This is a genomic window from Streptohalobacillus salinus, assembly GCF_003201605.1.
In the GTDB taxonomy this organism is placed as follows: Bacteria; Bacillota; Bacilli; order Bacillales; family Amphibacillaceae; genus Streptohalobacillus; species Streptohalobacillus salinus.
Genome location: NZ_QJJR01000004.1, coordinates 210,282 through 235,776, shown reverse-complemented (window position 1 = coordinate 235,776; position 25,495 = coordinate 210,282). Strand labels below are relative to the sequence as shown.

Here is a 25,495-nt window from a genome sequence, read left to right as displayed (position 1 = left end):
GTTTATAAAAGAAGGAGAGAAAACGATGAAGTTTTCAGAAGAATTAAGACAAGAGGCAGATCCGATTTGGCAAGCAAGTTTTAATCACCCGTTCGTCCAAGGCATTGGGGACGGTACCTTACCGCTTGATCGGTTTCGTTATTATGTGTTACAAGATTCCTATTACTTAACGCACTTCGCCAAAAACCAAGCATTAGCGGCTGCAAAAGCTGAGGACTTGGCTGTCACCAATCGATTAGCCATGCATGCCCAAGGCACATACGAGGCGGAGATGAGTTTACATCGAACCTTTCGAACACTGTTAGGAATTACTGATGAAGACATGAAAAACTTCGAACCTGCACCGACCGCTTACGCTTACACTTCTCATATGTACCGTGCAGGACAGTTCGGTCATTTAGGTGATATTATCGCTGCCATTTTGCCATGTTATTGGCTATACTATGAAATCGGCGAAAAGTTAAAACATAAAAGACCGAATGAACCGATCTATCAGACATGGATCGATACGTATGGATCAGAATGGTTCACTGAACTTGTCCATGAACAAATCAATCGCTTAGATGAGATTGCAGCCACCGTTACTGAAGCTGAACGCGAACGAATGAAAGGTCATTTTTTAAAAAGCAGTCAATATGAATATATGTTTTGGGAAATGGCCTATACGTTAGAGAAATGGCCAATGGAGGCTTATCAGAAAACACCAATTCGCTAATAAAAATTACCATATGCTTTAAAATGAATAGGCGATTTTAAACTCAGCTAAAAGCCCCTTTGACGCATTCGCGAAAGGGGCTTTTAGCATAGGTTGGGATCCGGAGCGTTTAAGTTTTTTCTTTAACAAGGCTAACTCTGTGAACACCTCTGCATAGTTAGAGACTAAAGTGTTCGAGACTTCGGTCAACGATGTCTTGGTTGATCCCGATATATCGCAACGTAATATCCGGGGAAGCGTGATTAAAGATGTCTTGTAAGAGCGCGACATTTTTATTGATGGTATAATGCCAAAATCCAAATGTTTTTCTCATGCTGTGGGTGCCGAAATTTTGTACACCTACCGCTTTCGCTGCCTCACTTAAAACTTTATATGCCTGGATGCGTTGAATCGGTAGACCTGTCTTATAAGAAGGGAAGAGATAATCACCATCTTCCATTTCTGCTGCATATGTATCAATTAACTGGCGCAGTTCTAAGTTGATTAAAAATCGCTTCGTTTTGTTTGTCTTTTTTTCTTTTAAGATGATATGCGTTTTATCGCGCACATCATTAACGCGTAAGGGTAATAAATCACTGATTCTAAGTCCGGTGTTAATGCCCATCACAAACAGAAAATAATTGCGTTCTGATTTTCTTCTTAGTGTCTCTTTCATCGCTTGAATTAAAACTTTATCACGAATCGGTTCAACCGTCTGCATCCCCCGACTAATTAAAGCATGATAATCCGACTGAATAGTTACTTGGCGGGCCGGGTCTTTAATTTTAGAAGCGTTTAATTTTTGAATTTTATCCTTTAGCTGATAATCACCGAATTTAGCTAATAAATAGTCATACTCACCCGTTGTTAAATAAACGTACTTCGCCACTTGTTGTTTGTTCATGAGGACTTCCTCCTTTTTCCATTCTCTTCAATTTATTGATCACGCCATATTTTACGTTAATCGGGTTATCACACACAAAAATGGAACTCATTGCGTTAAAATGCCTTCTGACAACAAACGAACAATTGTTCTTATTTTGGGTATACACTAACTAAATCAACCATCTAGTTCTAAATAGCAAACGGTTCTGGTGAATCAAAAAATTGACAGGCGCATAACGATAATTTATCGCTTTATTGCGATAAATTATATTTCCATAATTTCTCGGAACGAAAAACATTGTTATGTTTCATGATAATATTTTACAGTGCGATTATTCACTGTAATACCCTTATTCTATCACGTTTTCATCTTTTTTCACAATGAAACATAATATCTATTATGTTTCATTAAAAATTAGCGTTAATATTTAGAAAATAACGTGAATGGGCAATTGTCTTGACCAGCGTGTTTTCGTTTGCTAAATTTATAAAGCAAGTGAAAAGGAGGAAGTGTTTGATGAAAAAATATATAGCCATAATTGTTGGCTCGTTAATTATTGCCCTCGCATATAATTTGTTTCTTATTCCTTCAGGTGTTCTTAGTGCAGGGGTTAGTGGTTTAGCAATTTTAGTCAGTTTAATTTCTCCATTTGATACTAGCCTTCTTAACATTGTCTTTAATATTCCGATTTTTATAATAGGCTACTACTTCTTAGGTAAACAGGTGACCTTTAATACATTTTTAGTAGTTATCACCTTATCCTTTTTTCTATTTATCGTCCCAATTTATGACTTGGCCAACGATTTATTGCTTGGCAGCATCTTTGGTGGTGTGATTACTGGTCTTGGCATTGGTGTGATTTTGAAATTTTCTAGTTCAAGTGGGGGTTTTGATATCATTGCCATGATCGTCTCACGTGTGAGTAACATGAGTATTGGGTTACTCCTAACTGCGATGAACGGTGTGATTGTGTTGATTTCCGGCCTTGTGTTTGACTGGACGATTGCCCTCTATACCATGTTAAATATCTACATCACTGGACGAGTAATTGATACGATTCATACCAACCATATTAAATTAACCATGCATATTGTCACAACCGAAGGTGAAGCGATCCGCAAAGAACTACTGGAAGCCATCTATCGCGGCATCACGCTCTCTAAAGGACAAGGTGGCTATACCTTAGAAGAGAAGGATCTTTTAATGATGGTTGTCACTCGCTACGAAACAAATACAATTAAGGATATTGTCAGAAAACATGATCCAAAAGCATTCATTAATATTTTTGAAACCGTTGAGATTGACGGGGAATTTGCGAAAAACTAAAATAAGCCAGGGGCATTATTTATGCCCCTGGCTTATTTTGGTTTTGTATCCATCTACTTGGTTAATCTTTTCTATGTGTTAATCTTTAAGCGACGGTTGACATAAACCCTTCGAAAACAACAGCAAAGAGAATGATGACCACGCCGATTAGTGCATGCACACGTTTTTCGTTGATTCCTGTTTTTTCTAAAATGAAAATAATGCTCCCAACAATGATCAGGTAACTAGCACTTCTCGTATAATACGAAGCATTTATCATAAAAACAGTGAAAAACCGCTCAAAAAGCCCTGCGATTATTCCGAAACTGGCTAAGATTAGTGGCATACGCATTTTCCAGTACATCTTATCTAACCTCCTTCGGTATCAGCACTTAACATCTTGCATAAAAATTATGTTGCCCTACACTTATGTAGTAATCACCACGCCAGATCTTCCTTCTAATGATGCGAGATTTGGATTATTTCTGGAAAAAGCGGTTCACTTTTAAGATAACACATACAGCAAGATTAGGAAACAATAAAAAGTGAATAAAACTACCGAATAAGATTCGTAAGCATAGATGAAATTGTCATACTGACAACCATTTATGCTTACTTAAACGTGTGGGAAGATATTCACAGCACAAAGGTATAAACAAAGTAGAGACCGTGCATTATAATATTTATATAATGATCATAAGAGGCGATTCCTATTATGCGTAAACAAGTTACAAAGCCGCGGTATAGCTTAGCAATAAGAATTCCACAGCAATTAGCCGAGGAACTTCATATATATAAAGTGGAAAAGAAGTTAGGACCATTCCTTGAACTTTTTTTACAGCAATGTTAACGTGAAGATAGAAAAGTTGAGCTGTTACTTTACGTATTGATGAAAAAAGGGGGGCCTTATGCGAAAACAGGTGAGAAGTAAAAGCGTCATTTGGGTTGTTGTGGTATTGGCTATGTTTCTGATTGGGACAAGTATGTTACTCTATCAAGAACAACAAGCAGATGAGCAAGCGTATCAACGTCTATTAAATCATTTTTATATGGAAGTGGAAAAGAGTCTACACATCACTTCACTCATATCAGAAAACGATACGGCCGATGATGCGTATATGGACCGACTCTTTATTAATCTAGAGGTTAGCTTGAATAATATGACGACATTATTAGACTTTGCTGAAATTGCAGTTGATGATACAAACTTTCCCAATGGTGATTTTGCTGTAATAGCTGCTTACACTGATGTAGATGATTACGGAAAAGAAGCATATGTTGTCCATTTACAAGAGATCTTAATGGGCGTGAAAAGCGCGATGTATTCGGAAGAACATAACCAAGAGGATCCTAATCTTACCACAGAGGCCTTTAACACAATTGTTAAAGAAGCAACAGACCAAGCTTCGGCGTTTTTTAATTGAGCTTAAATCAAGTCATAGCAAATGAATTTAGAGATGTTCAGTAAAACACTGAACATCCTTATTTTTATCATACGTAATGATTTGAATTCACCGCCATTAACGTCTTTGTCTCTTTAATGACTTTGAGCGATTGTCTCTATTAATTATGTAAGGGGCGTTCCTTACATTTTCTTTACTGTTTTACAGAAAATATGTATAATAATATGTCATTACACGTCTATTTATCAAGTTATATACCTAACCGCTTAACATATTAATCGCACGCATCTAAAATCGCAAGGAGTGGCTCCAATTGGTAAAAAACAATGACCAATTTCTTTTTTTGTATCACATGCATATTTATCTAATCTATATAGCGGGTATTTGTCTTGTGATCTATCCGATAGTCCCAACTTTTCAACTGCAGGAAATGATTTTAATTCCAGTCCTCGCATCATACTATCTGTCTCCCATTCTTTTCTTCATCATGTTATACGAGAATAAAAAATTCTATGGATATCGAACATTCAAAAAGAAACAATTGTCGCATATCATTATTTCCGTACTGATATATTTTCTATTTATTCTCTCGCCCTTTTTTTAACTTATCCGCGTAGAAAAATGGCAGCAACATATCATACAAGATAGAAATGAAGGTCATGGATGTCGTCCATTTAAAACGAACACTTGCATAATAAATGCAAATAAGGCTATAGTGATAAAGGAATGAAAAGAAGGGGAGTAGAGAAGCTTTATGTTTTATTTATTGCTAGCCATTATTTGTAGTGCCTCGATTGCACTAATCTTTAAGTACACAGAGACACGGCAGACAAATCGTTACGTTATTACAAGCGCCAATTATTTCATTGCTTTTACGACAACTATTGTCATGATGATGACAAAGGGCTTGTTGAACGATTTTTCACTTGATGTTGATTTCCTCAGTGCGTTTAGCGCTGTTGTAAACTCAGATAACGTTTTGTTGTCACCAGCTTCAAGCATCCTTTGGGCACTCATGATTGGATCTGTTGCGGGCGTGTTTTTCTTTTTATCTTTTCTTTATTATCAAAAAAGCGTACGAGAAAACGGCGTAGGTCTATCTGGCACGATTGCAAAATTAGGTATTTTAATTCCGATGATTTTTTCTATTATTATTTGGCAAGAGTTACCGACAATGATTCAGTGGATCGGGATTGTTCTTGCACTTATATCTATTCTAATCGTCAACTTATCACCCGAATCACTTGAGCGCTTTGATTTAAAGCCAACGTTGCTATTGCTGTTTGTGTTTGGCGGCATCGCAGAGTTTTCGAATAAGATCTATCAGAAGTATGCGTTAAATGATTATAAAGATGTCTTTCTATTCGCGATATTTTTTATCGCGTTTATCATCAGCACTACATATGCTTATAAAAAGCAAGGTGACTTAAGAAAACGTGACATTATAACCGGCTTTTTAGTTGGTATTCCAAACTTGTTCTCATCGTACTTTTTAATTCTTGCCTTGGATACATTAAAAACATCCGTTGTCTTTCCAATTTACAGCGCCGGCAGTATCGTATTGATTACCATTGGCGGATTTGTGTTGTTCAATGAAACCATTAAGCGAAAAAATAAAGTTGCGATTGCTTTAACTATCGTCGCTTTAATTTTAATCAACCTATAATTCAGACACCAAAGACCTAACATAAACATTTTGTTAGGTTTTTTCTTATAGCGTGTATTTTTTATCAGATATTTGCTATGATAGTAATAATCCAATAACCCCCAATTTATCAATAAATGTGTAAGAGATGCTTGTAAAAGTAAATAATTAGAAGAAATACGATGTGTATCAATTGGATCTCCTTGTGAACATTTATCTCGCTGTATTACTAATTATTTTATTGATTGTTTGGAGACTTCTATTAGACTTTTTTAAGAAAACTGATCCTTATGACGGTTCTATCATGCAAGCTCTCTCCATTCAACTTCGCATGCAGATTATTGCTACCATCAGTTGAGTTTTCTACTACATACAGATCAACGCTATTCTTTTTAACAGTGTGATCATTGTTGGTATTCTTATAAGTCTTTATACCGATTCTCGATTGATAATCTATGATCACTCGATCGCGGCTTTTTAAATAAAGGCTATCTTGTATCATTGATATCAATGATGAGGTCTGATAAAAAATATACGAGGGAAGTAATCGGTTCGAAAAACTTCCTAGCTATTAATTAATTTCAGCTTAGACTGAAAATGCACTTAATTTCCCCGTTAATCAAGAAGCGGTTAATTATTGCGAGAAAGATGTTGCGACTGATAAGTTATAAACGAATGATTAGCCATGTTTTTAAATTTTATTTTGGAGGACGATTCAATGAACGTGTTTCGCGTTAAGTATTTCCCGACTTATTTTGCCTCAAGAAGTTTTGCCAACCTGAGTGACAGCATTTATTCCATTGCAATATTATGGTTAATTCAAACATCCACACTGGACGCTTCAATGAACGGCTTTGTTTATGCGGCCATTAGTTCCGCCGCTTTATGCAGTATCTTCTTCGGACCGGTCGTTGATCGTTATGCGGCCGCAACACTCGCTGGTATCGCTTTACTATTCCAAGCAGTGATTGTGTTTACGATTCCCTTAATTTTTTCTACTGATCTTTTTATTATTGCACTGATTATCGGTCTCGTTTTTATTGCGTCTTTATTTTCCGCACTGTACTACCCAGCAAATAATAAGTTGTTAACACTGTTAATACATGAACCGGACCAACTTCAAGCAGCTAATGCGGCGATTGGTTCATCTGATCAAGTCATCAACTTAATCGGCTACTTAGCTGGTGGAGCATTGATTGGATGGTTAGGTATTCAAAACGCCTATCTATTGTCAGCTGCTTTATTTTTACTTGCCGGCGTGAGTTTTCTTGGACTATTAACTAAAAAGACAGCTCAATTTCAACAGGAAAAAAATCTCCCATCTTCTACACATCAGTCATCGATAAAGGAGCGGTTCAGTCTATATCTATCAGAGATTAAAGCAGGTTTTTCATTCATTAATCAAAGCCGTTATTTAAAAATCATCCTCCCATCAACAATCATATCAGGAGCGATTATTGCCCTATTAATTATAATTTTACCGATGATCGGTGAACAGTATGGTTCTGCGTTATACTACAGTGGCCTTTATGTTGCCTTTTTCATCGGGTTCTTTATCGGAGCGATTCTTTCCAACGCACTAAAGGCAAAGGGATTATATGTGGCCATTGCCTGGCTCGGTAACGGTTTGGCGCTTGTGTTATTTGGCTTAGCTCCTAATTGGTGGTTGACCGCGACATCTTTACTTTTATTCGGAACCTGTTCTGGGGTGATGAATGTGATCCAAATGTCGTTAATTCAAGTCATGACACCTGCACATCTCATGGGTAGAGTTATGGCCACATTAAGTACCGTCAATAATGTTGCCACACCAATTGGGAGTTTAATTGGCGGGTTATTGCTTCTAAGTTTTGATGTTCAGTCAATTATTATCACAAGTGCGATTATCTTTATCTTATTAAGTGGTTATTTGTTGTCACAATCACATTTTACCCAGTTTGATACCGATGATGCCAAGCAGTTTAAAACGAGCTTTGATTCATGAATCAGCAACAAACTGATAAAAGAAGAGGTATCAGAAAGGAGGAACGGTCAATGCAGGAAACAGGTATGTCAAAGAAGCAAGGTGACTTGAAAGATGGTTTGTTTACTAATGTCATGCGGGCATTATTTATGATTCTGTTATCGATATTTTTATATTTAGTTTACGTATCATTTAATGATCCGATTGAGGCGCTTTATATCAATTCATTTGTCTTTATTATCATGACCATTTCAGTAATAGGGCTGATCCTATTCATCATTACCCAAATAACTAAAGTGATAGCATCAAAGCCGTTTGGACTTTTGATCATGTCTTTCGTCAATACTGCCCTTATATTCTTTTTCATCTATCAACTATTTGCTCCTTACTTTTATTCAACAGAAACTCTGGAGCAAACAGGAATCAATGCCATCAAAACCTACTACCAATTATCCGATGATAAATTATCAGAAGACCAACGTGAAAAGATGTTGACAACAACTTTTACAAATAACACTGCCTTTTCTATGATGCAAAGAGAAAACTATCCAAACACTAAACTACAAAAGATAGATATTCAAACGATAGAGCGTGAGTATTACCTATACTATCTGACCGCTTCGATTGAGATTGAAGAAGATTCATCAACAAAGAATCAGCTATATCAATTTGAATTCAAAAGTGAAAGCGGACGATTTAAAATCAATGGGATAAAGGCTTTAGATAACAACTAAATCAAAATCACTTTTGAAACATTCTGACACGAGCGATTATTCTACCAAGACCGATCCAGAGCGATGAATGATTGATCTATTCATTTGGAGTGACAGGCTAGTCACACACCTCTTTAAATCATCACCCTCAAAGCAAAAGCCCAGCCTTAAGCAATAGGTCTGGGCTTTTAGTCTTCCTATTCACACATCTATTTTAACCGCATAATGTAATTCCACAAACTGATTAAAGTTTCTCATCTCTTTTAATTCAAGGTTAACCGCCACATCTTGCCTTTTAAATAAAGGAATACCCTTGCCCAATAATGTCGGGGCAATAGTCACAATAATCTCATCTATAAGATCCACTTGTAAAAAGGACTGGACTAAGTCGCCACCACCGACAAGCCAAATGTTTTTTCCCTCTTTATTTTTCAGCTGTTGCATAAATAATGCCATGTTTTCTTTCACAAACATGACATCGTCCGCATCTTCAACCGCAGACCTGGTAAATACAAACGTCGCTTTCCCCTTGTAAGGAAACTCATCTAAATTTTGGCGCATCACCCAATCATATGTTTTCTTTCCCATCAATACGGTATCGACCGTGTCATAAAACTCGGAAAAACCATTGTCACCTTCACCTTCAACACGCTCAAGCCAATCGAGCGATTCATCTTCAGTAGCAATATAACCATCCAAACTGGATGCGATAAAAAGAACAACGTTACGTTTTGCTGACACGTGATCACCCCCTCATCTACATATAAAACCAGCATGAATGACTCATAAGAACAGCCATGCTGGTTTTTTAATGACTTATAATTTCTTCACGATGGAAGACTTTAAATAAATGCTACCGAATTTATCAACTTTCCCGTCAATGTCATGACCATTGTGTGGATCGTCTAAAATACGAATACCTTTCGCCTTTGTGCCACGTTTAATCGTATCTTTACCTAATTTTACATCAGTAATAAGGGTGACATCATCACCGGTTGTTAACACATTACCAACGGCATCTTTCACCGCTTCTTCTTTCAAACTTTCATCGGTCCATACGTGACCACATTCAGGACAATTGTATGCGACCCCATCATCATAACCATATTCACTACCACAACTTGGACATTCGTGCATAAATTCGCCACCAATCTTTTAATATAGCGTTATTATACACGGATTTAGCTAATTGAACAATGTGCTGATGCAACCATGATTTCGGATGAAAAGCTTGCATGAGGATGTAGCGAGTCGTATAGTAGGATGTAAAGAAAAAAAGGGGGACGAACCATGGAACCATACGTTGACGATGAGGTTCTAATTCAAATCATTAAAACCCAACACAGCATTCTTCATTTACTCAATCATACGTTAAATGACACCGTGACCCATCAGCGGTCGTTACCAAAACAAGAACAAAACAAAGATCTGATTCACTTAGCCGAACAGACCCGCCGTGTGATTGCACGTAAACCAAAACTAAAGGCAGCCTATAATAAGTTAAAAGACGACCCGCGTTTTGCGTTTGATGGCTATTTAGAATAACGAAAGTGGGGATCGGAATTGATTCAACAGATTAAAACGATTCAGACGTTACCAAAAGCAACAATTGAACAGTTACATGCGCTGCAACAACTCAGCTATACGAGTGAACAACAGCTACTGACTATCGATCCTTTTCCGCCGCTCTTAGAAACAATCAATGCGTTAGCGACGTCCGCCGATGCGCTTATCATTCGGTTAGAATCGGGACAGATCGTTGGTTTTTTACAGTACGACAGCACACGAGAAGACGTTGTCATTAATAAACTCGTTGTTCATCCTGATTATTTCAGACAAGGGATTGGCAGTGACCTACTCGAAACACTAATTGAAGATAAAAGGAACACGTCCATCCAAGTCGAAACCGCAGCTAAGAATACACCAGCGATCAAGCTCTATCAAAAATATGGCTTTCACAAAGCCGCCCAATTTTATGCCGCTGAAGGGCTGCAACTTCTCAGACTGGTTAGGCCATAAAAAGAACAGATCAACTAAAGGGAGACGACATAACGATGCACGTACTTACTGATTTATTTTTTACATTTGCGAAGATTGGCGCGATAACGTTTGGCGGGGGCTATGCGATGTTACCGATTCTCCAGCGCGAAGTCGTCGAAATAAAGCAATGGGTCACTGATGAAGAATTAATGGATTACTATGCGATTGGGCAAACAACACCAGGAATTATTGCAATCAATACTGCAACATTTATCGGTCAAAAAACAAAAGGCACATTAGGGGGGATTGCGGCAACGTTAGGTGTCGTGTTTCCGTCACTCATCATTATCAGTGTGATTGCATATTTTTTACAGAACTTCACCGATTCGACATTGCTTCAATCTGCCTTTAGCGGAATCCGTGTCAGTGTCTACGTGTTGATTTTACATGCCGTGATGAAACTGTGGAAAAATGCCATCGTTGACCGAGCCGGAATTATGATCTTCATTGTTGTCTTTAGTTTAGCAGCGTTCACACCGTTATCACCTGTCTATATGGTGATAGGAAGTGGCGTTGTTGGGCTTATTCTCAAACAATGGTTGCAGAAGGAGCGGGGGCAATGATTTTTTTAACACTTTATTTAGAATTTTTTAAAACCGGTTTATTTGCTGTGGGTGGTGGACTTGCTACGCTGCCGTTTCTTTATGATTTATCCGATCGTTACGGCTGGTTTACCCACCAACAACTAGCTGATATGATTGCCGTCTCCGAATCAACACCAGGAGCCATTGGGGTTAATATGGCCACTTATGCAGGATTTGCAACAGCTGGTCCACTTGGCGCCATCGTTGCGACACTTGGCCTGGTATCACCATCTTTGGTAGTGATTATCATCATCGCCCATATATTTGACCGGTTTAAAGCAAATCCTTTCGTTACGGCGGTATTTTATGGTTTGCGTCCAGCATCAACAGCACTAATCGCAGCGGCTGGCTTTTCTGTTTTTATCATGGATGTTTTTTCTTTTGAGCTTTATACATCGCTTGCTTCACTCGGACAGGTTGTGAACTGGCCATCCATCTTTCTTGCGTTGGTTATCTTCATCATGATGCGTCACCGCTTGTTAAAGCAGCTTCATCCCGTTGTTTTTATTGCCTTTGCTGCGCTTGTCGGTATTCTCTTTTCTTTTTAACACCCATGGTTACATTTAATTGCGATATCGAGGTTAAAAAATCGATAGTAACGGGAATAGTACTACTGGAAAGATGTATGACTTAAAAAGGAGGCATGGATGATGCAATTATTAAAAGCTTTATTTGCGATGCTACTAACTTTCTTTCTACTAACAGCATGCGGCACAATGGATGACGATAACGAAGAGAACACAGGAACAAATGACCAAACAGAGGATATGACAAGTGACGAGGACGAGATCGACTCAGATGACGAGACTGATTCAGATGACGATCCCTCCGACGACATGGATGATGAGGAAACAGATGACGACCAACCATCACTGCCTGATTTAGCGGAAGAAAAGACTGTGACCATGCAAATAGAAGGCATGGAAGAAACAATACAAGTTGACTTGCATCAAGATGAAGCAGCAGACTTTTCTGTGTATGTACCGGAAGACATGTTGGCTGAATTTGATGACGGGAACATTGACATCTTTACCAATTTTACTGCCACATTAAATCGAGACGCGCGCTTCTTTATTTATGAGGAAGATCAAGACGATATGCTTGAGTTATTAAACGCGCAAGGATTTACCGCAGAAGGTGTCGAAGATGATGCGTTTGTTTACACCAATTCTCTAGCGGAATGGGTGTTAGCAAAAGATGGATTTACCGGTCGCGTTAGTCAACAAACACATGGTGACGAAACCTTTATGCTCGGTTATCATTACCCCGTTGAATATGGTGATGGGTTTAGTGCCCGAAGCGCGATTATTGTTGATGAACTTGTTTGGCATAAGCCATAACCGCATTTCGTTTAGGCATCAAAACGAAGCAGACCTAGTCATTGGCTGCTTCGTTTTTTTTTCTTCATTCGCAACCCTTTCTTCATACCTTCTTCACAGGTTCATGTTACACTAAATAAAAACAGACAGTAACGGTAATAGCAAGTAAAATAGTAGCCAGTTATAAACTGACAGCGCTACGAAAAGAAGGGGGGCGGCCACAATGACACACATCCTGATTGTTGATGACGAACCGGTGATTCTCGAGGTGTTAACCGCCTATTTTGAAAAAGAAGGTTGGCAAGTCACCACGGCAGCAACAGGGCACGAAGCCCTCATGCGCTTTCAGGAAACCGTGTTTGATTTAATTGTTTTAGATTTAATGCTTCCAGATTTAAGCGGGGAATCCGTAAATGATACAATTCGAAAAGACAGTGACGTACCGATTATTATGTTAACCGCTAAAACAAAAGAAGAAGAATTAATTGCAGGGATTGAACGCGGTGCTGATGATTACATCAAGAAACCGTTTAGTCCAAAAGAAGTGGTAATCCGAATTAAAGCACAACTAAGACGGCGACAAAAACAAGCCGCAACGGTTTACAGTTATCAAGCGCTCACCCTCAATCCATCAAGTTATGAAGCGCATTTAAATGGCGATGCGTTACGTTTAACGCCAAATGAATTCGAACTGTTGGCGCTTTTTATCAAGCATCCCGGTCAAGTCTTCAGCCGTGAAGCATTACTTGAAGCAATTGATGACGAAGGGATGATTTACGAAGGGTATGATCGAACCATTGATACGCACATTAAAAACTTACGTAAGAAAATTGAGCCAGATCGTAAACACCCGCGTTACATACAGACAGTGTTTGGTAGAGGCTATAAGTTCGGGGGCACATCGTAATGATTAAGCTGAAACGTTGGTTAACTCATCAATCCACCCAAAGAAAACTGATGCTCGCCTTAATCACGGTTGCATCGATTGGAATCTTGATCGTTAGTCTGAGCTTTTTATTTAGTTTTGAACGCCAGTTTAATCAATACCTTGATCAAGGACGTGAAGAAGCCGCTGAAGAGTTATTATTTGTGTTAGCTGAGAACGACCCAACCTTAATTGATCAAGAATTGCACCGGCAAGGGATGAATGGCTTGTTTTTTAAGTTAGAGGATCCTGAGGGGGATGTCATCTTTGATTCAACCCAAATGAATATGATGGGGAATATGAATGGGCGAATGCGTCAACAATCGGACATGATGCACAATAATTTAGCTGCACAGTTAACAGATGAAACACTGACTGTTTCTTTAGATAACGAACCGCATCAATTAACAATCTACTACCCGGCAACTTATTCAGCGATTGAACTGAATTTTTTAGAAGCGATGCAATCAACGTTAGTCATTGCGATCGTGGTGACGATTGTGCTTTCAATCCTCTTTAGTTATTTGTTCGTTAAACCATTAACTCGTAATTTCCGTCACTTATCAGCAGCACTCTCGACACTTACAACATCTAAAAAAGCAAAAGCAATTGATGTTGAAGCATTTTCTAATGATTTAAAACCGGTCGCAGAGGCTTTTAATACACTACAGCTTACCTTGCAACAAGAAGCGGCTTTAAGGGAACGTTTTACAGGTGACTTGGCTCATGAATTAAGAACACCACTGGCGACCTTACAAAGCCAACTAGAAGCAATTCAAGACGGTGTATTTGAAGCAACACCTGAGCGTATGAATCAGTTTCATCATGAGTTGATGCGCTTGGTCCGCTTAGTGAATGAACTCGAGCAACTGATCCAAGCAGAAAACCCACAATTGTCACTGAAGGTAACGTCGTTTGATGTGACGGTACTCTTCGCTGAAGTAACGGCTCAGTTTGAAACGTTGTTAAGTCAACATCAGATTGAGGTTATCCAAACGGTAACTGGTGACAACCACTTAAGCGCTGACCGCGATAAAGTGCAACAGATGTTAACAAACCTATTGATGAATGCGATTAAATATAGTCCGAAAGCAAGTACAATTACTTTAAGCTATACCACAACCTCATCAAGACCTATCATAGCAGTGACTGATCAAGGACCCGGTATTGACCAATCACATTTACCGTTTATCACTGAGCGCTTTTATCGTGGTGATGCAAGTCGTGACCGCAAATCTGGTGGGATTGGTATCGGATTAAGTATCGTCAAAGCGTTACTTGAACGGCACAACGGAGAATTATTGATTGAAAGTGCGAGCGGAAGCGGAACGACTGTCTATTTATCATTTCCCAGTCAACAAAAGCAGGCATAAAAGTTTTTTGAACCGTTTCATTCCAAAGCACGTTTGCCTATAGATTGATAGCATTTAAAAACACAAGGCCCAAAAGCAGCGCCTTGTGTTTTTTTGTTTGTAGACCATGAAACGTTAAGGCAATCCATGCTTGACTGAAAATTTATCTTTCCTGTTGCGCACACAATGCCGGCACCCGTGTTTACGTTAAGGATAAAAATTGGCACAGACAATTGTTGGTTTATGACAGCTATGCTATGATTTAACTATAACTAATTGTACCAGGAGGGGATTCACTTGAAAAAAGGGGTTATTGTTTCGTTTGTGGGGTTGATTTTCATCATTACCCTGTTAATTATTGAGTTACAAGAAAGTCAAATGACCTATTATAAACTCGATACGCAATTAGGTGATCTAAACTTAAACCATTTTCGGATTGTTGCAGGTGGAGGTCAGCTGATTATCCCAGGTGGCTATGAATTACAACCGTTAGTTGCAGAAGAAATGACGGAACTTTCTTTTACGATTACATTAAACCAAACCATGATTTATTCATCATTAATGAGTGGATTTGAAGACGCATTCACGAGTGAATGGAGTGACCGAACACTTAAGCTTGAACAATTCGATCTTAAGCATGAAAACATCAATGTAAAACCATCCGATTCGTTAAACATTACGTTATCTTATTACTTAGATAATGAATTACAAACAGTCACAAAATCATTTTCGATGGATGAACTTGCTTATGATTTTACATAGACAAGACGGGCGTGTTAAAAGAAGATTAAAAAGCTTCTGCACTAAACCTCTTTTTATCAAAACCACTTATTTTAGACGAATACAGGGGTCTAGCCAAACTTAGAAGTTAAAATTAAGGTGAAACCACCAGATACGCTAAATGAGCCAAATGCAAGGCGGCTTGCAATAAAAAGGAAAAAAGAGATCATATTCAGTTAACCATTAGCGTAGATAAGAAAGGAAAGGGTTGAATCTGTGCGCTCAAGGAGGAACGCAAGTGAAAAAGCCAGATGAATCAGAAAAAAGTGCCTATCAAAAAGCTGCAGTAATCGCATTCTCTTTTTACGCTACAGCTTTATTTGTGATAGCAGTAGCAAATTATCTTTCTAACAAGCGACTAGGTCTCATTTTTACTGTTTTCATCATCGGACAGCTGCTTTTTTTGGTATGGCGCTCATCGAGAAAAATAAAATTAAAAAACAGTGATTCGTTAACATCGCCACTGTCTAAATAGATCCTGTCGGATATATCGAACCATCACTTCAAACAATAGCCACTTACAGATAGAATCCTGTAAGTGGCTATAGATACCTTTTAAAACACACGCTTTAGCGTTCGATCAACATTGAAATCCCTATCCCACCACCGACACATAAACTTGCAATGCCTGAGTGACTCTCGCGTTTTAACATTTCATGAATGAGGGTAACAAGTATGCGTGAACCTGAGGCACCAATTGGGTGACCAAGTGCAATCGCACCACCATTGACGTTCACTTTATCTTCGTCGATACCTAAATCGCGTAAGACGGGTATGCTTTGAGCAGCAAACGCTTCGTTAAATTCAAATAAATCAACCGCAGCTAAATCAATCCCCGATTTTTCAACCAGTTTTTTTGTCGAATAGTAGGGGGTGTACCCCATGTACTGCGGATCCATACCCATTTCCGCATCAGCCTTAATTTCTGCAAGGTAAGGGATGCCCTCACGTTCTGCTTTTGTTTTAGACATTAAGACGAGTGCCGCCGCACCATCATTTATCCCCGAAGCATTACCAGCAGTGACCGTTCCACCTTCTAAGAACGGGGTCCGTAACTGAGCCAAGTCTTCAATCGTAACCTCACCACGAATATACTCATCATTCTGAAATAATACCTGGTCACCTGATTCAGTCGTCACTTCAATCGGAACAATCTCATCAGTAAACCGACCACTATCACGGGCGTGTTTCGCTTTATGTTGTGAATGAACAGCAAATTGATCTTGTTCTTCACGGGTAACTTGATATCGGTTCGCGACGTTTTCAGCCGTGATGCCCATGTGCACCGAGCTAAAAGCATCGGTAAGACCATCGTGTACCATGGCGTCAACAAACTTTTTATTTTCCGTCGTTTTGTCCCAGCGGTAGTTATCGATCATATGCGGGGCACGACTCATGTTTTCTGTTCCACCAACAACCACGACCTCAGCTTCTCCTAGTTGAATCTGTTGTTTACCTAATATCACAGCTTTTAAGCCTGACCCACAAACTTCATTAATTGTCATTGCGGGTACGTGGTAAGGAATACCGGCATCAATCGCAATTTGTCTAGCGACGTTTTGGCCTGTTCCTGCCTGTAGGACATTACCGAATATAACTGTATCAACGTATTCCGGACTAACTTCTGCTTGTTTTAATGCTGCTGTAACTGTATGCGCACCAAGGGTACGTGCAGTTGTATGTTTTAACTGACCGCCAAATTTCCCAATCGGGGTCCGGCAGGCACTAACGATTACTACTTTTTCCATGTGTGGCACATCCTCTACATTTAAAATCATATATCATGACAAAGAAAGCGTCTCTTTGCTATAGTAAGACTACCTAAGTATAACAAAAAGTTAAAAATATCGACATTATTTTGTCTAAAAAATGTTATAGTTAATACGGGGTAACAAGCGTAAACAGAAACATGCGTATTGTATGCTTTTTTTATGCTTTAAAGAGACTAGAAAAAAGGGTGTGAATCAATTGAAAATAGGTATTGATAAAATTGGCTTTTTTGCGCCACACATGTATGTAGAAACAAGTGATTTAGCGGTGGCACGTGGGGTTGAACCAGAAAAATTCACCATTGGCATTGGTCAGGAAAGAATGGCGGTAGCACCAAAGTCACAAGATGCGGTCTCCTTAGCCGCTAATGCCGCACAAACTATTTTAACTGATGAGGACAAACAAGCGATTGACTATATCATTTTCGCGACTGAAACCGGTGTTGACCATTCAAAAGCTGCTTCAACATATATTCATGACTTACTTGGCATTAATCCTTACGCTCGAGCGGTAGAAGTAAAACAGGCATGTTACAGTGCAACGGCTGGTTTACAAACAGCACGTGGTCATATCGCTTTAAATCCAGATAGTAAAGTATTGGTATTAGGGTCAGATATCTCTCGCTATGGGTTAAATACAGCTGGTGAGATTACTCAGGGAGCTGGGGCTGTCGCTTTTGTTGTCGCCAAAGATCCTCGGGTTATGGCGATTGAACCCACTAGCGTTTATAAAACGGAGGAAGCCATGGACTTCTGGCGACCGCTTTACTCAGAAACGGCGTTTGTGCAGGGGAAATTCTCAGTTGATCAATACATTAATTTCTTTGATGACTTATTACAACGCTATCAAGAAAAAACCGGACTTCATTTGAGTGACTTTCATGCGCTACTCTTCCATTTACCTTATACGAAAATGGGCTTAAAAGCATTGCGTGCTGCGGTTGAAGATGCAAATGAAGCGGACCGTGAACGGTTACTTAATAATTTCAACATCAGCAAACATTACAACGCGATTGTCGGTAATATTTACACCGGTTCATTATATTTATCATTACTTTCCTTGATAGAAAATAGTCAAACATTACAGGCAGGTGACCGGATTGGCTTATTCAGCTATGGGTCTGGTTCTGTCGGCGAATTTTTCACCGGTGTCATGGTAACTGGCTTTCAAGATCATTTAAATACCGCAACACATGAAACAATGCTTAAAAACCGTCAAGCGATCAGTGTGGCTGACTACGAAGCAATCTTTAATGACAAAGCACCTGTTGGGCAAGTTTCTTTTGAGATTGATACGACAACTGATCCCGCACCGTTTGTTTTTACTGGTGTTAAAGATCACATGCGCCAATATAAACATCAAGCATAGTAATCAAACACAAAAGCGAGTGACATAGTGTCACTCGCTTTTACATTTAACCTGTACGATACCAATCAGAAATAACCATCGATGGACAAAGAAAGAAGGAGGATTCATGTCACAATTTTTCATTGCTCTTACATTAGTGCTCGGTAGTTTACTCTTTATTACCGGAAAAAAACAAGGATTGAAGAGCTTAATTTGGATAGGTATTCTATTGCTGGGCCTGTTCTTTATCGCTCTGATTCAGTTGTTATTATTTATGTTTAACTAGCAGTTCATTCGACCATTGCTGTTTATTATTGATCGCGATAAGCCTTTAGTAACTTTTCAGCGACGGCTAAATTCATTAGGGGTTCTTGTTTTAATTGTTTGGTAATGGCTTCAATTTCTTTACCTTTTGCACCAGCTACCATCGCTAACGATTTTGCTTGTAGCGACATATGACCTTTTTGAATACCTTCTGTGACAAGCGCACGTAATGCTGAAAAATTCTGAGCAAGTCCTACAGATGCAATGATCCCTGCCAGTTCACTTGCAGTGGGCTTATTTAGCATCGAATGCGCAAACTGAGCACCAGGATGAATAGATATTGAACCACCAACCGTGCCTATTGCCATTGGCACCGTAATTGTCCCAACTAAATTAGCTTGATCGTCAACATACCAATTCGTTAGCGCGCGATATTGGCCACTACGACTTGCAAACGCATGAATACCTGCAGCAATCGCACGTGTGTCATTGCCAGTAGCTAACACAACTGCGTCAATTCCATTCATGATGCCTTTATTATGGGTCACCGCGCGGTAAGGATCTGCAATCGCAAATTGATTTGCTTCAACAATACGATCTCTTACTTCTTCACCAGGAATCTCTGCCCGGGACAAAAGAGTAGGGGGGATAATGCACGTTGAAGTCACTGTGTTTTCAGTCGCATAATTCGATAAAATTCCCATTAAGCAATCGCCACCAGTGATTAATTCAAGTTCATCTTTGATCGCTTCAACCATTGTGTTCACCATATTTGCGCCCATAGCCTCACTTGTATCCACTAATAAGTGAACAATAAAGAAATCTGGGGTGCCTTGAACTTGATTTTCATCTATTAGACGCACGTCAATAGCCTTCACACCACCACCGCGTCTCACAATTGAAGGATGAGCTTGATGAGCGAGCTCAATCAATCTTTCACGTGCTTCATAGACACGTTCTTTCTTGTCATGGGGATCACTAACATTTCGTAAGGCAACCTGACCAACCATGAGTCGCTGATCTTGATACGTCGTAAATCCACCCGAAGCTTTAATTGTTTTGGCACCAAAGCTTGCTGCTGCAATGACTGAAGGTTCTTCAGTAGCCATTGGTACATCGTAAATTTGATCATTAATTACAAAATTAAGCCCAAGTCCTAAGGGGAGTTGATAGGTACCAATTTGATTTTCAATCATGTGATTTGCAGTATCATCGGATAACAGAAGTGATGTTTTAAATTGTTCAACAGTTTCTGCATCAATACGAGACGTGTCAATTAAATTTTGAATCCGTTCATTAAGTGATTTTTTGTAGAACTTTTCCAATGGGGCATGTGTCATTTCTAGACCTCCAATAATAATGTATCGCGCAAAAAAATGCGCGGCTATATTTTAAAAAGATTTAATGAATATTGGTTCATTTATTCTGTATTATATCATAATTATCATACACCACTCACTTAGAACCTATTCACTAACGAACAATTATAGTATACTTGTTGCAAGAAATGAGGCGCTTTTCATAAAGTTAATTACTTATTAACAATGTTACCTATGTGAAGATCTACAGTGTAAGCGAAAATCATTTTTGAACAGCGTTATGACAATAAATAAGACGACTTGGTTACTTCAAAATGCTTATAAATCAATATGAAATTACCTTAAGAAGGGTGTGGACACAATGGAATCACTTTATAGTTTTAATCAAAGCGCATATCCGTTTGAATTATTTTCTTTGTCACATATGAGTATGATTCTAGTGACGATCATCTTATTAGTCCTACTTTACTTCTTAAGAGATAGAGCGACCCGCAAGACAAAAACATATATAAAGTATACATTAATCGCCGCATTAATAGGTGGAGAGGTATTCTTTCATGGGTGGTATTTAGCGAACAACAGGTGGGACATCATTTACAATTTACCTCTGCAACTTTCTTCAATATCGATATATTTATGTACTTTCATGTTAGTCACGAAGAATTACAGAGTCTTCGAGATTTCTTTTTTTATTAGTATGACAAGCGCTTTAATCGCCATCATAACACCAGAACTATTCTTCGGTGCACCACATTTGCGTTTCTTTCAGTTTTTTATTGTTCATATTGCCATTGTTCTTGCTTGCTTTTACATGGTCTGGTTCGAAGGGTATAAAGCCACTGCAACATCGGTGATAAGAGCATTTTTAGTTCTCAACTTTATTGTTGGATGCGTTTTTATCATCAATCACTTAACTGGTGCTAACTATATGTTTCTAAGCAGGAAACCTAACAATGCAACTGTTATTGATTTGCTAGGTCCATATCCATGGTACATTCTTGCACTCGAAGCCATCGCATTATCTTCATTTATACTGTTATATCTCGCATTGTTTAAAAGAAAAACAAAGAGGGGAGACTAGCTTACAATTAGCCCGTTGAGTTAAGCTACCAGAGAGATTTATGCATCTTGATTTATTTTCTCGTGTAAAAGATAAATGACACTATAACTGATTACTTTAATAGAATGTCGCGAAGCACTTGTAATTAAGGGGTTTTAATTAATGGTACTGAGAGCTATCGTCGAGAAGTTTGATTGAATATGTAATTTCATTACTAACACAAACGAACGGTCTGGAGGCTGCATTACCACCAGGATTACAGAGAATGAATGGACATTATTCAATAGTAAATAAAGATGGAAAGAATTATTTATGCGGATACATAAGCGAATGACATGTATCATCGTATCTGCTGATATGTTGTTTTCACGATCGATGTAAGAAGAAAGGGTGAAGTCGAAGTAAGATCAACCTAAGCAATAATTTTTATAAATTAATTCTAGTTTACATAATATATATTATCGGAAGTTAAACTAAAAGGACAATCTCACATCTCATAAGTAAAGTATACTTGAGACAGTGAGACAAAATTGAAATTTCAAAGCTTTTCAAAAACCTTAATAAAATTCAGCTATTTACATGAACTTTTACCTTCATCAATTAAATATGCTAATCAGTCTTGTTTAATAAACACAAATGTGTCAACTGATGAATGTTCAGTACTAAAGCTAAAGTTTAAACGATTAAATCCTTTCATCTTTTCAACATCAGTAATCTGGTTCTCAGCTAAAAATCTAACCATTTCACCACGTGCCATCTTTACTAATGTGCCTTTTTCTTTAACTTTTCCATCCTTTAATTCACCAAATACACACGTAATAATTTGCGCTGATTCATTGTATTTCGTAATTGTTTGACTGTACTCTTTAGAAGCTAAATTAATGATGGTATTCGTCTCACTAAGCAATTGCTTTGCTAATTGATCGGACCAAAAATGATAAACTGATTTATATGTATCGTCATGTAGTTTTGCTTGCATTTCAAGGCGATATGGCGTCACCCCATCAAAGGGTCTTAAGATACCGTAAAAACCTGACAGGATCCTTAAATGCTCTTGTAAGTAATCAAATTGTTGCTGTTCAAATACATCCGGTCCCATATGTTGATATTGAATACCTTCATACGATAAAATTGCCGGTGTTAAATTAGATTCTAGATCCATACCTTGAATCCGTTCATAATTTTCTGTCGATATTTTGTCACTTGCTTTCCAAATCTTTTTTAACTCTTCATAACTTAGTGTCTGTAAATACGTTAACAGTTCTTTCGTTTGATCTAAAAACTGTGGATATTGTTCATATGTAAATGCATCGGTATCTACCTTCATCTTCTTTGCAGGTGAGATAATTATTCGCATACTGCTTCCCTTCCCTTTTTAAAACTATTATTAATTTTGGAATCATTCAATTCAGCATGGCTCTAAAACGCGTATTGTGTGATTTCAACATCATCCAAAGTTTTGGAATCATTCAATTCAGCATGGCTCTAAAACAATGAACTTCCCCTGTTCCTGAATCAGCAAGTTTTGGAATCATTCAATTCAGCATGGCTCTAAAACCCAGTGTTCACACGACGTTTTCATGTTATCGTTTTGGAATCATTCAATTCAGCATGGCTCTAAAACAAACAGGAAGTACAAGCGATTGCTTTGACAGTTTTGGAATCATTCAATTCAGCATGGCTCTAAAACTCACTTTATTACGACTAACGCCCAAATGCGGTTTTGGAATCATTCAATTCAGCATGGCTCTAAAACGAGAATGACAGCATCGCTACAAAGATTACTGTTTTGGAATCATTCAATTCAGCATGGCTCTAAAACGCCCAAGTTAACTGATATACCTGTTTGATCGTTTTGGAATCATTCAATTCAGCATGGCTCTAAAACTCACAGTAAACGGTATACATTAAATCGCCCGTTTTGGAATCATTCAATTCAGCATGGCTCTAAAACGTGTGATGAAATCATTGTTATCGGTGACCGGTTTTGGAATCATTCAATTCAGCATGGCTCTAAAACGTGTGAAGGATAGCGAATCACCGGTCTTGAGTTTTGGAATCATTCAATTCAGCATGGCTCTAAAACATAACAGTATTTCAATCATCAAAAAAACAAGTTTTGGAATCATTCAATTCAGCATGGCTCTAAAACCCTCGCAGGTAAAAAAGTTAAGGTTTCGTAATCGCGCCATTCACCCATAGCAAAGCTTCAGAATTGAATGATTTATGATTTAATGTTTAATTTTCAAGGACCATTTCTTATAATTATAACACTTTTTCATAGCTGAGATAATAATCTTCATCTAAAATATATTGATAAAGTTCTTGAATTGTTCTTGGCTCAATAAACAATGCCGTAACACTATTTAGCGATAGATAGCTGCGCGTTTCCTCTATTTGTACTTTTGTTAGGTATGAACATACATTAACAAAGATCAATAGCTTTTTTCTTGATTGATATTTAAATAGCTGGATGATATCTGCGATCTTGTCATTAACAGATACCGCTTGATTATTGATTTTTATATTTAAGGCTTTGAATAATGCTGGAAAAGTAATCTCCGTTGTTTGAATATCTAAGTCATGCTCTAGTAATTGATCACTGATGATGTCATTAATGGACATCATCAGCTTCTCTAATTCAGTTTTGACCATTGGCTCATCATTTAATTGTGATTCAAGATCTGTATATATGTGCTTTAAAATCGTCGCGGAATTTAATTCAAACCCTAAAATATCCGTGATAACAAGTAGTTCAGATGCTTTAAGCGATTGATAGCTTTGATCATATAGCTTTAAAGGGCTGTCTTCATAATTAAAAATTGCTTGGACAAAGTCTGAAAATAAGGTCGCATTGTCTAACACCAATATTGGTGATTTTTCTAATGTGATGGATTCATCAAACACTGGATAATTAAGTTTCATCATAATCATCTCCTAAAAAGACAATGCGTTGGTCTGTATTAGCGATTGAACTATCTTTTTCACCACTTAAGTAAATCATTTTGGCAAATTGCTTTTCCGTTACGGTTAACAACGTGATTAAACCGGACGTCGGTGTATGCTTTTTTAAGCGGGCGACCATTCCCGCTTTCGCCGTGCCATTTAATAAGATCTTACTGTAAACAGAGAATTGATGCATGATAAAACCTTCGTCTATTAAAAATTTCCTGAATTTACGGTAAAGCTTTCGTTCTTTGGCGGTTTCTGTTGGCATATCAAACATAAGAATCATACGCATATAGCGATAACTCATACCTTGAACACGGGAATATCAGTTAGTTCCGCTTCACCATTTAGTACTTTAATGACTTTTTTCGTATAGTCTTGCACGATATTCGTCAAGTACATTTGTTGGAAATTATAGACGTAGTTATTCGTAAACAGCTTAAAGAGTTGTCGCTTGATCTGCATGAACTCTTTGTCTCTATGCTCAAAGACAATTTGGTCCACTAATGGTCGGAATGGTTCCATAATGTCACTTGCTAAATTAAAATCATTAAACTGATTCACGTGTTTCATGCCGATTTGCGTTAAACAACCCGCCTTCACGATCTCACGCGCAAACACGCTGAGCAGCAGTGTATATCCATAATCTAATGCAGCGTTTATTGTCATCTTTAGTTCACGAGAGAATGAGTTATCGAATAGCGATTGAAAATATATTCGCGCCGCATGACCTTCACGATTCGTCGGATCAAACAACTCCAATCCGTCATATAAACTTAAAATCGATTGCGACTTCTCATAATGCTCAATTTCCCTTAAATAAAGATGTTGATTGAGAATTTTTTGCGCAATAATCTCCGTCCAAACCGTTTGTCTTTTTTCTTCTTCCCACACGACTTGTTTTGCAAGTTGCAGACTACTATCATGTCTACCAAAATAAGGCATCAATTTTGCGGATGGTAAACGTTTGTCATCACAGAATATCACCAGAATATTCTCATCTACTAAGCGTTTTAACAACATCGTTGTTAACGTTATATCTGTTGTCTCAAGTATCAAGATATCAATCTCTGATAAGTGGATCACTTCTTGCTTTTCAGAGGTTTTAAACAGTAACGCGTTATTTTTATAAGCCAGTTTTGAATGTTGATTGACTACAACTGTTCGCCACCCCATA

Annotated in this window: 28 protein-coding genes and 1 CRISPR repeat array; of the genes, 18 read left to right on the top strand and 10 right to left on the bottom strand. The window is 38.1% G+C overall.

The window, feature by feature from the left end; all coding sequences use genetic code 11:
• The first annotated feature begins 25 nt into the window (after positions 1-25).
• Positions 26-715 carry a thiaminase II gene (gene tenA / locus DES38_RS05580; RefSeq protein ID WP_110251109.1) on the top strand — a complete coding sequence of 230 codons (690 nt, stop codon included), beginning with the start codon at positions 26-28 and terminating at the stop codon, positions 713-715.
• A gap of 157 nt (positions 716-872) precedes the next feature.
• Here tenA and DES38_RS05575 read toward each other — a convergent pair whose 3' ends face one another.
• Complete coding sequence (locus tag DES38_RS05575; RefSeq protein WP_110251163.1) at positions 873-1,415, bottom strand: site-specific integrase; 543 nt, start codon at positions 1,413-1,415, stop codon at positions 873-875.
• Between the two features lie 681 nt (positions 1,416-2,096).
• Here DES38_RS05575 and DES38_RS05570 point away from each other — a divergent pair.
• On the top strand, positions 2,097-2,906 hold the full coding sequence (locus DES38_RS05570) for a YitT family protein (RefSeq protein ID WP_110251108.1): 810 nt from the start codon (positions 2,097-2,099) through the stop codon (positions 2,904-2,906).
• Positions 2,907-2,991: 85 nt separating this feature from the next.
• On the opposite strand, the gene DES38_RS05565 is transcribed toward DES38_RS05570, so the two are convergent.
• On the bottom strand, positions 2,992-3,249 hold the full coding sequence (locus tag DES38_RS05565; RefSeq protein ID WP_110251107.1) for a hypothetical protein: 258 nt from the start codon (positions 3,247-3,249) through the stop codon (positions 2,992-2,994).
• A gap of 544 nt (positions 3,250-3,793) precedes the next feature.
• Between DES38_RS05565 and DES38_RS05560 the strand changes: the two genes are divergently transcribed.
• The 4 genes from DES38_RS05560 to DES38_RS05540 all read left to right on the top strand — a co-directional run bounded on the left by DES38_RS05560 (position 3,794) and on the right by DES38_RS05540 (position 8,630).
• Positions 3,794-4,309: a hypothetical protein gene (locus DES38_RS05560; protein ID WP_110251106.1), complete on the top strand. Its 516-nt coding sequence runs from the start codon at positions 3,794-3,796 to the stop codon at positions 4,307-4,309.
• A 733-nt stretch (positions 4,310-5,042) separates the two neighbouring features.
• The gene (locus DES38_RS05550) at positions 5,043-5,954 is read left to right on the top strand and encodes an SMR family transporter (RefSeq protein ID WP_110251104.1); all 912 of its coding nucleotides are present in this window, start codon (positions 5,043-5,045) and stop codon (positions 5,952-5,954) included.
• Positions 5,955-6,651: 697 nt separating this feature from the next.
• Positions 6,652-7,917, top strand: coding sequence for an MFS transporter (locus DES38_RS05545; protein ID WP_170114347.1), 1,266 nt, complete (start codon positions 6,652-6,654; stop codon positions 7,915-7,917).
• A gap of 50 nt (positions 7,918-7,967) precedes the next feature.
• Positions 7,968-8,630, top strand: coding sequence for a hypothetical protein (locus tag DES38_RS05540; RefSeq protein WP_110251102.1), 663 nt, complete (start codon positions 7,968-7,970; stop codon positions 8,628-8,630).
• A 180-nt stretch (positions 8,631-8,810) separates the two neighbouring features.
• Here the strand turns inward: DES38_RS05540 and DES38_RS05535 are convergent, their stop codons facing one another.
• Positions 8,811-9,350, bottom strand: a complete 540-nt coding sequence (locus DES38_RS05535) for a dihydrofolate reductase family protein (RefSeq protein WP_110251101.1) — start codon at positions 9,348-9,350, stop codon at positions 8,811-8,813.
• A 75-nt stretch (positions 9,351-9,425) separates the two neighbouring features.
• Positions 9,426-9,746 carry a zinc ribbon domain-containing protein YjdM gene (locus DES38_RS05530; RefSeq protein ID WP_110251100.1) on the bottom strand — a complete coding sequence of 107 codons (321 nt, stop codon included), beginning with the start codon at positions 9,744-9,746 and terminating at the stop codon, positions 9,426-9,428.
• 153 nt (positions 9,747-9,899) lie between these two features.
• Here DES38_RS05530 and DES38_RS05525 point away from each other — a divergent pair, with 153 nt between their 5' ends.
• The 9 genes from DES38_RS05525 (at position 9,900) to DES38_RS05485 (ending at position 16,084) form a co-directional block, all read left to right on the top strand.
• Positions 9,900-10,154, top strand: coding sequence for a hypothetical protein (locus DES38_RS05525; RefSeq protein WP_110251099.1), 255 nt, complete (start codon positions 9,900-9,902; stop codon positions 10,152-10,154).
• Between the two features lie 18 nt (positions 10,155-10,172).
• Positions 10,173-10,628: a GNAT family N-acetyltransferase gene (locus DES38_RS05520; RefSeq protein ID WP_110251098.1), complete on the top strand. Its 456-nt coding sequence runs from the start codon at positions 10,173-10,175 to the stop codon at positions 10,626-10,628.
• A 35-nt stretch (positions 10,629-10,663) separates the two neighbouring features.
• Positions 10,664-11,212: a chromate transporter gene (locus tag DES38_RS05515; RefSeq protein WP_110251097.1), complete on the top strand. Its 549-nt coding sequence runs from the start codon at positions 10,664-10,666 to the stop codon at positions 11,210-11,212.
• Entirely contained in the window at positions 11,209-11,781 is a 573-nt protein-coding gene (locus tag DES38_RS05510; RefSeq protein ID WP_110251096.1) for a chromate transporter, read from the top strand. Before DES38_RS05515 ends, DES38_RS05510 begins: the two co-directional genes overlap by 4 nt.
• Positions 11,782-11,880: 99 nt before the next feature.
• Positions 11,881-12,573, top strand: coding sequence for a hypothetical protein (locus tag DES38_RS05505; protein WP_146206356.1), 693 nt, complete (start codon positions 11,881-11,883; stop codon positions 12,571-12,573).
• Positions 12,574-12,775: 202 nt separating this feature from the next.
• Entirely contained in the window at positions 12,776-13,459 is a 684-nt protein-coding gene (locus DES38_RS05500) for a response regulator transcription factor (RefSeq protein WP_110251094.1), read from the top strand.
• On the top strand, positions 13,459-14,850 hold the full coding sequence (locus DES38_RS05495; RefSeq protein ID WP_110251093.1) for a sensor histidine kinase: 1,392 nt from the start codon (positions 13,459-13,461) through the stop codon (positions 14,848-14,850). Before DES38_RS05500 ends, DES38_RS05495 begins: the two co-directional genes overlap by 1 nt.
• Positions 14,851-15,126: 276 nt before the next feature.
• Positions 15,127-15,591 carry a hypothetical protein gene (locus tag DES38_RS05490; protein WP_110251092.1) on the top strand — a complete coding sequence of 155 codons (465 nt, stop codon included), beginning with the start codon at positions 15,127-15,129 and terminating at the stop codon, positions 15,589-15,591.
• A 256-nt stretch (positions 15,592-15,847) separates the two neighbouring features.
• Complete coding sequence (locus tag DES38_RS05485) at positions 15,848-16,084, top strand: hypothetical protein (protein ID WP_110251091.1); 237 nt, start codon at positions 15,848-15,850, stop codon at positions 16,082-16,084.
• Between the two features lie 94 nt (positions 16,085-16,178).
• Here DES38_RS05485 and DES38_RS05480 read toward each other — a convergent pair whose 3' ends face one another.
• Positions 16,179-17,357, bottom strand: a complete 1,179-nt coding sequence (locus tag DES38_RS05480; RefSeq protein WP_110251090.1) for an acetyl-CoA C-acetyltransferase — start codon at positions 17,355-17,357, stop codon at positions 16,179-16,181.
• 220 nt (positions 17,358-17,577) lie between these two features.
• Between DES38_RS05480 and DES38_RS05475 the strand changes: the two genes are divergently transcribed.
• Positions 17,578-18,747: a hydroxymethylglutaryl-CoA synthase gene (locus tag DES38_RS05475; RefSeq protein WP_110251089.1), complete on the top strand. Its 1,170-nt coding sequence runs from the start codon at positions 17,578-17,580 to the stop codon at positions 18,745-18,747.
• A gap of 106 nt (positions 18,748-18,853) precedes the next feature.
• The gene (locus DES38_RS11980) at positions 18,854-19,012 is read left to right on the top strand and encodes a hypothetical protein (RefSeq protein ID WP_170114346.1); all 159 of its coding nucleotides are present in this window, start codon (positions 18,854-18,856) and stop codon (positions 19,010-19,012) included.
• A 25-nt stretch (positions 19,013-19,037) separates the two neighbouring features.
• On the opposite strand, the gene DES38_RS05470 is transcribed toward DES38_RS11980, so the two are convergent.
• The gene (locus tag DES38_RS05470) at positions 19,038-20,330 is read right to left on the bottom strand and encodes a hydroxymethylglutaryl-CoA reductase, degradative (protein WP_110251088.1); all 1,293 of its coding nucleotides are present in this window, start codon (positions 20,328-20,330) and stop codon (positions 19,038-19,040) included.
• Positions 20,331-20,670: 340 nt separating this feature from the next.
• Here DES38_RS05470 and DES38_RS05465 point away from each other — a divergent pair, with 340 nt between their 5' ends.
• Complete coding sequence (locus tag DES38_RS05465) at positions 20,671-21,390, top strand: YwaF family protein (RefSeq protein ID WP_110251087.1); 720 nt, start codon at positions 20,671-20,673, stop codon at positions 21,388-21,390.
• A 592-nt stretch (positions 21,391-21,982) separates the two neighbouring features.
• Here DES38_RS05465 and yaaA read toward each other — a convergent pair.
• The 4 genes from yaaA to cas1 all read right to left on the bottom strand — a co-directional run bounded on the left by yaaA (position 21,983) and on the right by cas1 (position 25,494).
• The gene (gene yaaA, locus DES38_RS05460) at positions 21,983-22,726 is read right to left on the bottom strand and encodes a peroxide stress protein YaaA (RefSeq protein WP_110251086.1); all 744 of its coding nucleotides are present in this window, start codon (positions 22,724-22,726) and stop codon (positions 21,983-21,985) included.
• 33 nt (positions 22,727-22,759) lie between these two features.
• Positions 22,760-23,521: a CRISPR direct-repeat array (repeat unit 36 nt; unit sequence GTTTTGGAATCATTCAATTCAGCATGGCTCTAAAAC).
• A 113-nt stretch (positions 23,522-23,634) separates the two neighbouring features.
• Positions 23,635-24,297, bottom strand: a complete 663-nt coding sequence (csn2, locus tag DES38_RS05455) for a type II-A CRISPR-associated protein Csn2 (protein ID WP_170114345.1) — start codon at positions 24,295-24,297, stop codon at positions 23,635-23,637.
• Complete coding sequence (gene cas2 / locus DES38_RS05450; RefSeq protein WP_245881963.1) at positions 24,284-24,610, bottom strand: CRISPR-associated endonuclease Cas2; 327 nt, start codon at positions 24,608-24,610, stop codon at positions 24,284-24,286. The genes csn2 and cas2 overlap by 14 nt, the downstream gene beginning before the upstream one ends.
• Before the next feature lie 11 nt (positions 24,611-24,621).
• Complete coding sequence (gene cas1 / locus DES38_RS05445) at positions 24,622-25,494, bottom strand: type II CRISPR-associated endonuclease Cas1 (RefSeq protein ID WP_110251083.1); 873 nt, start codon at positions 25,492-25,494, stop codon at positions 24,622-24,624.
• Between the last annotated feature and the right edge of the window lies 1 nt (position 25,495).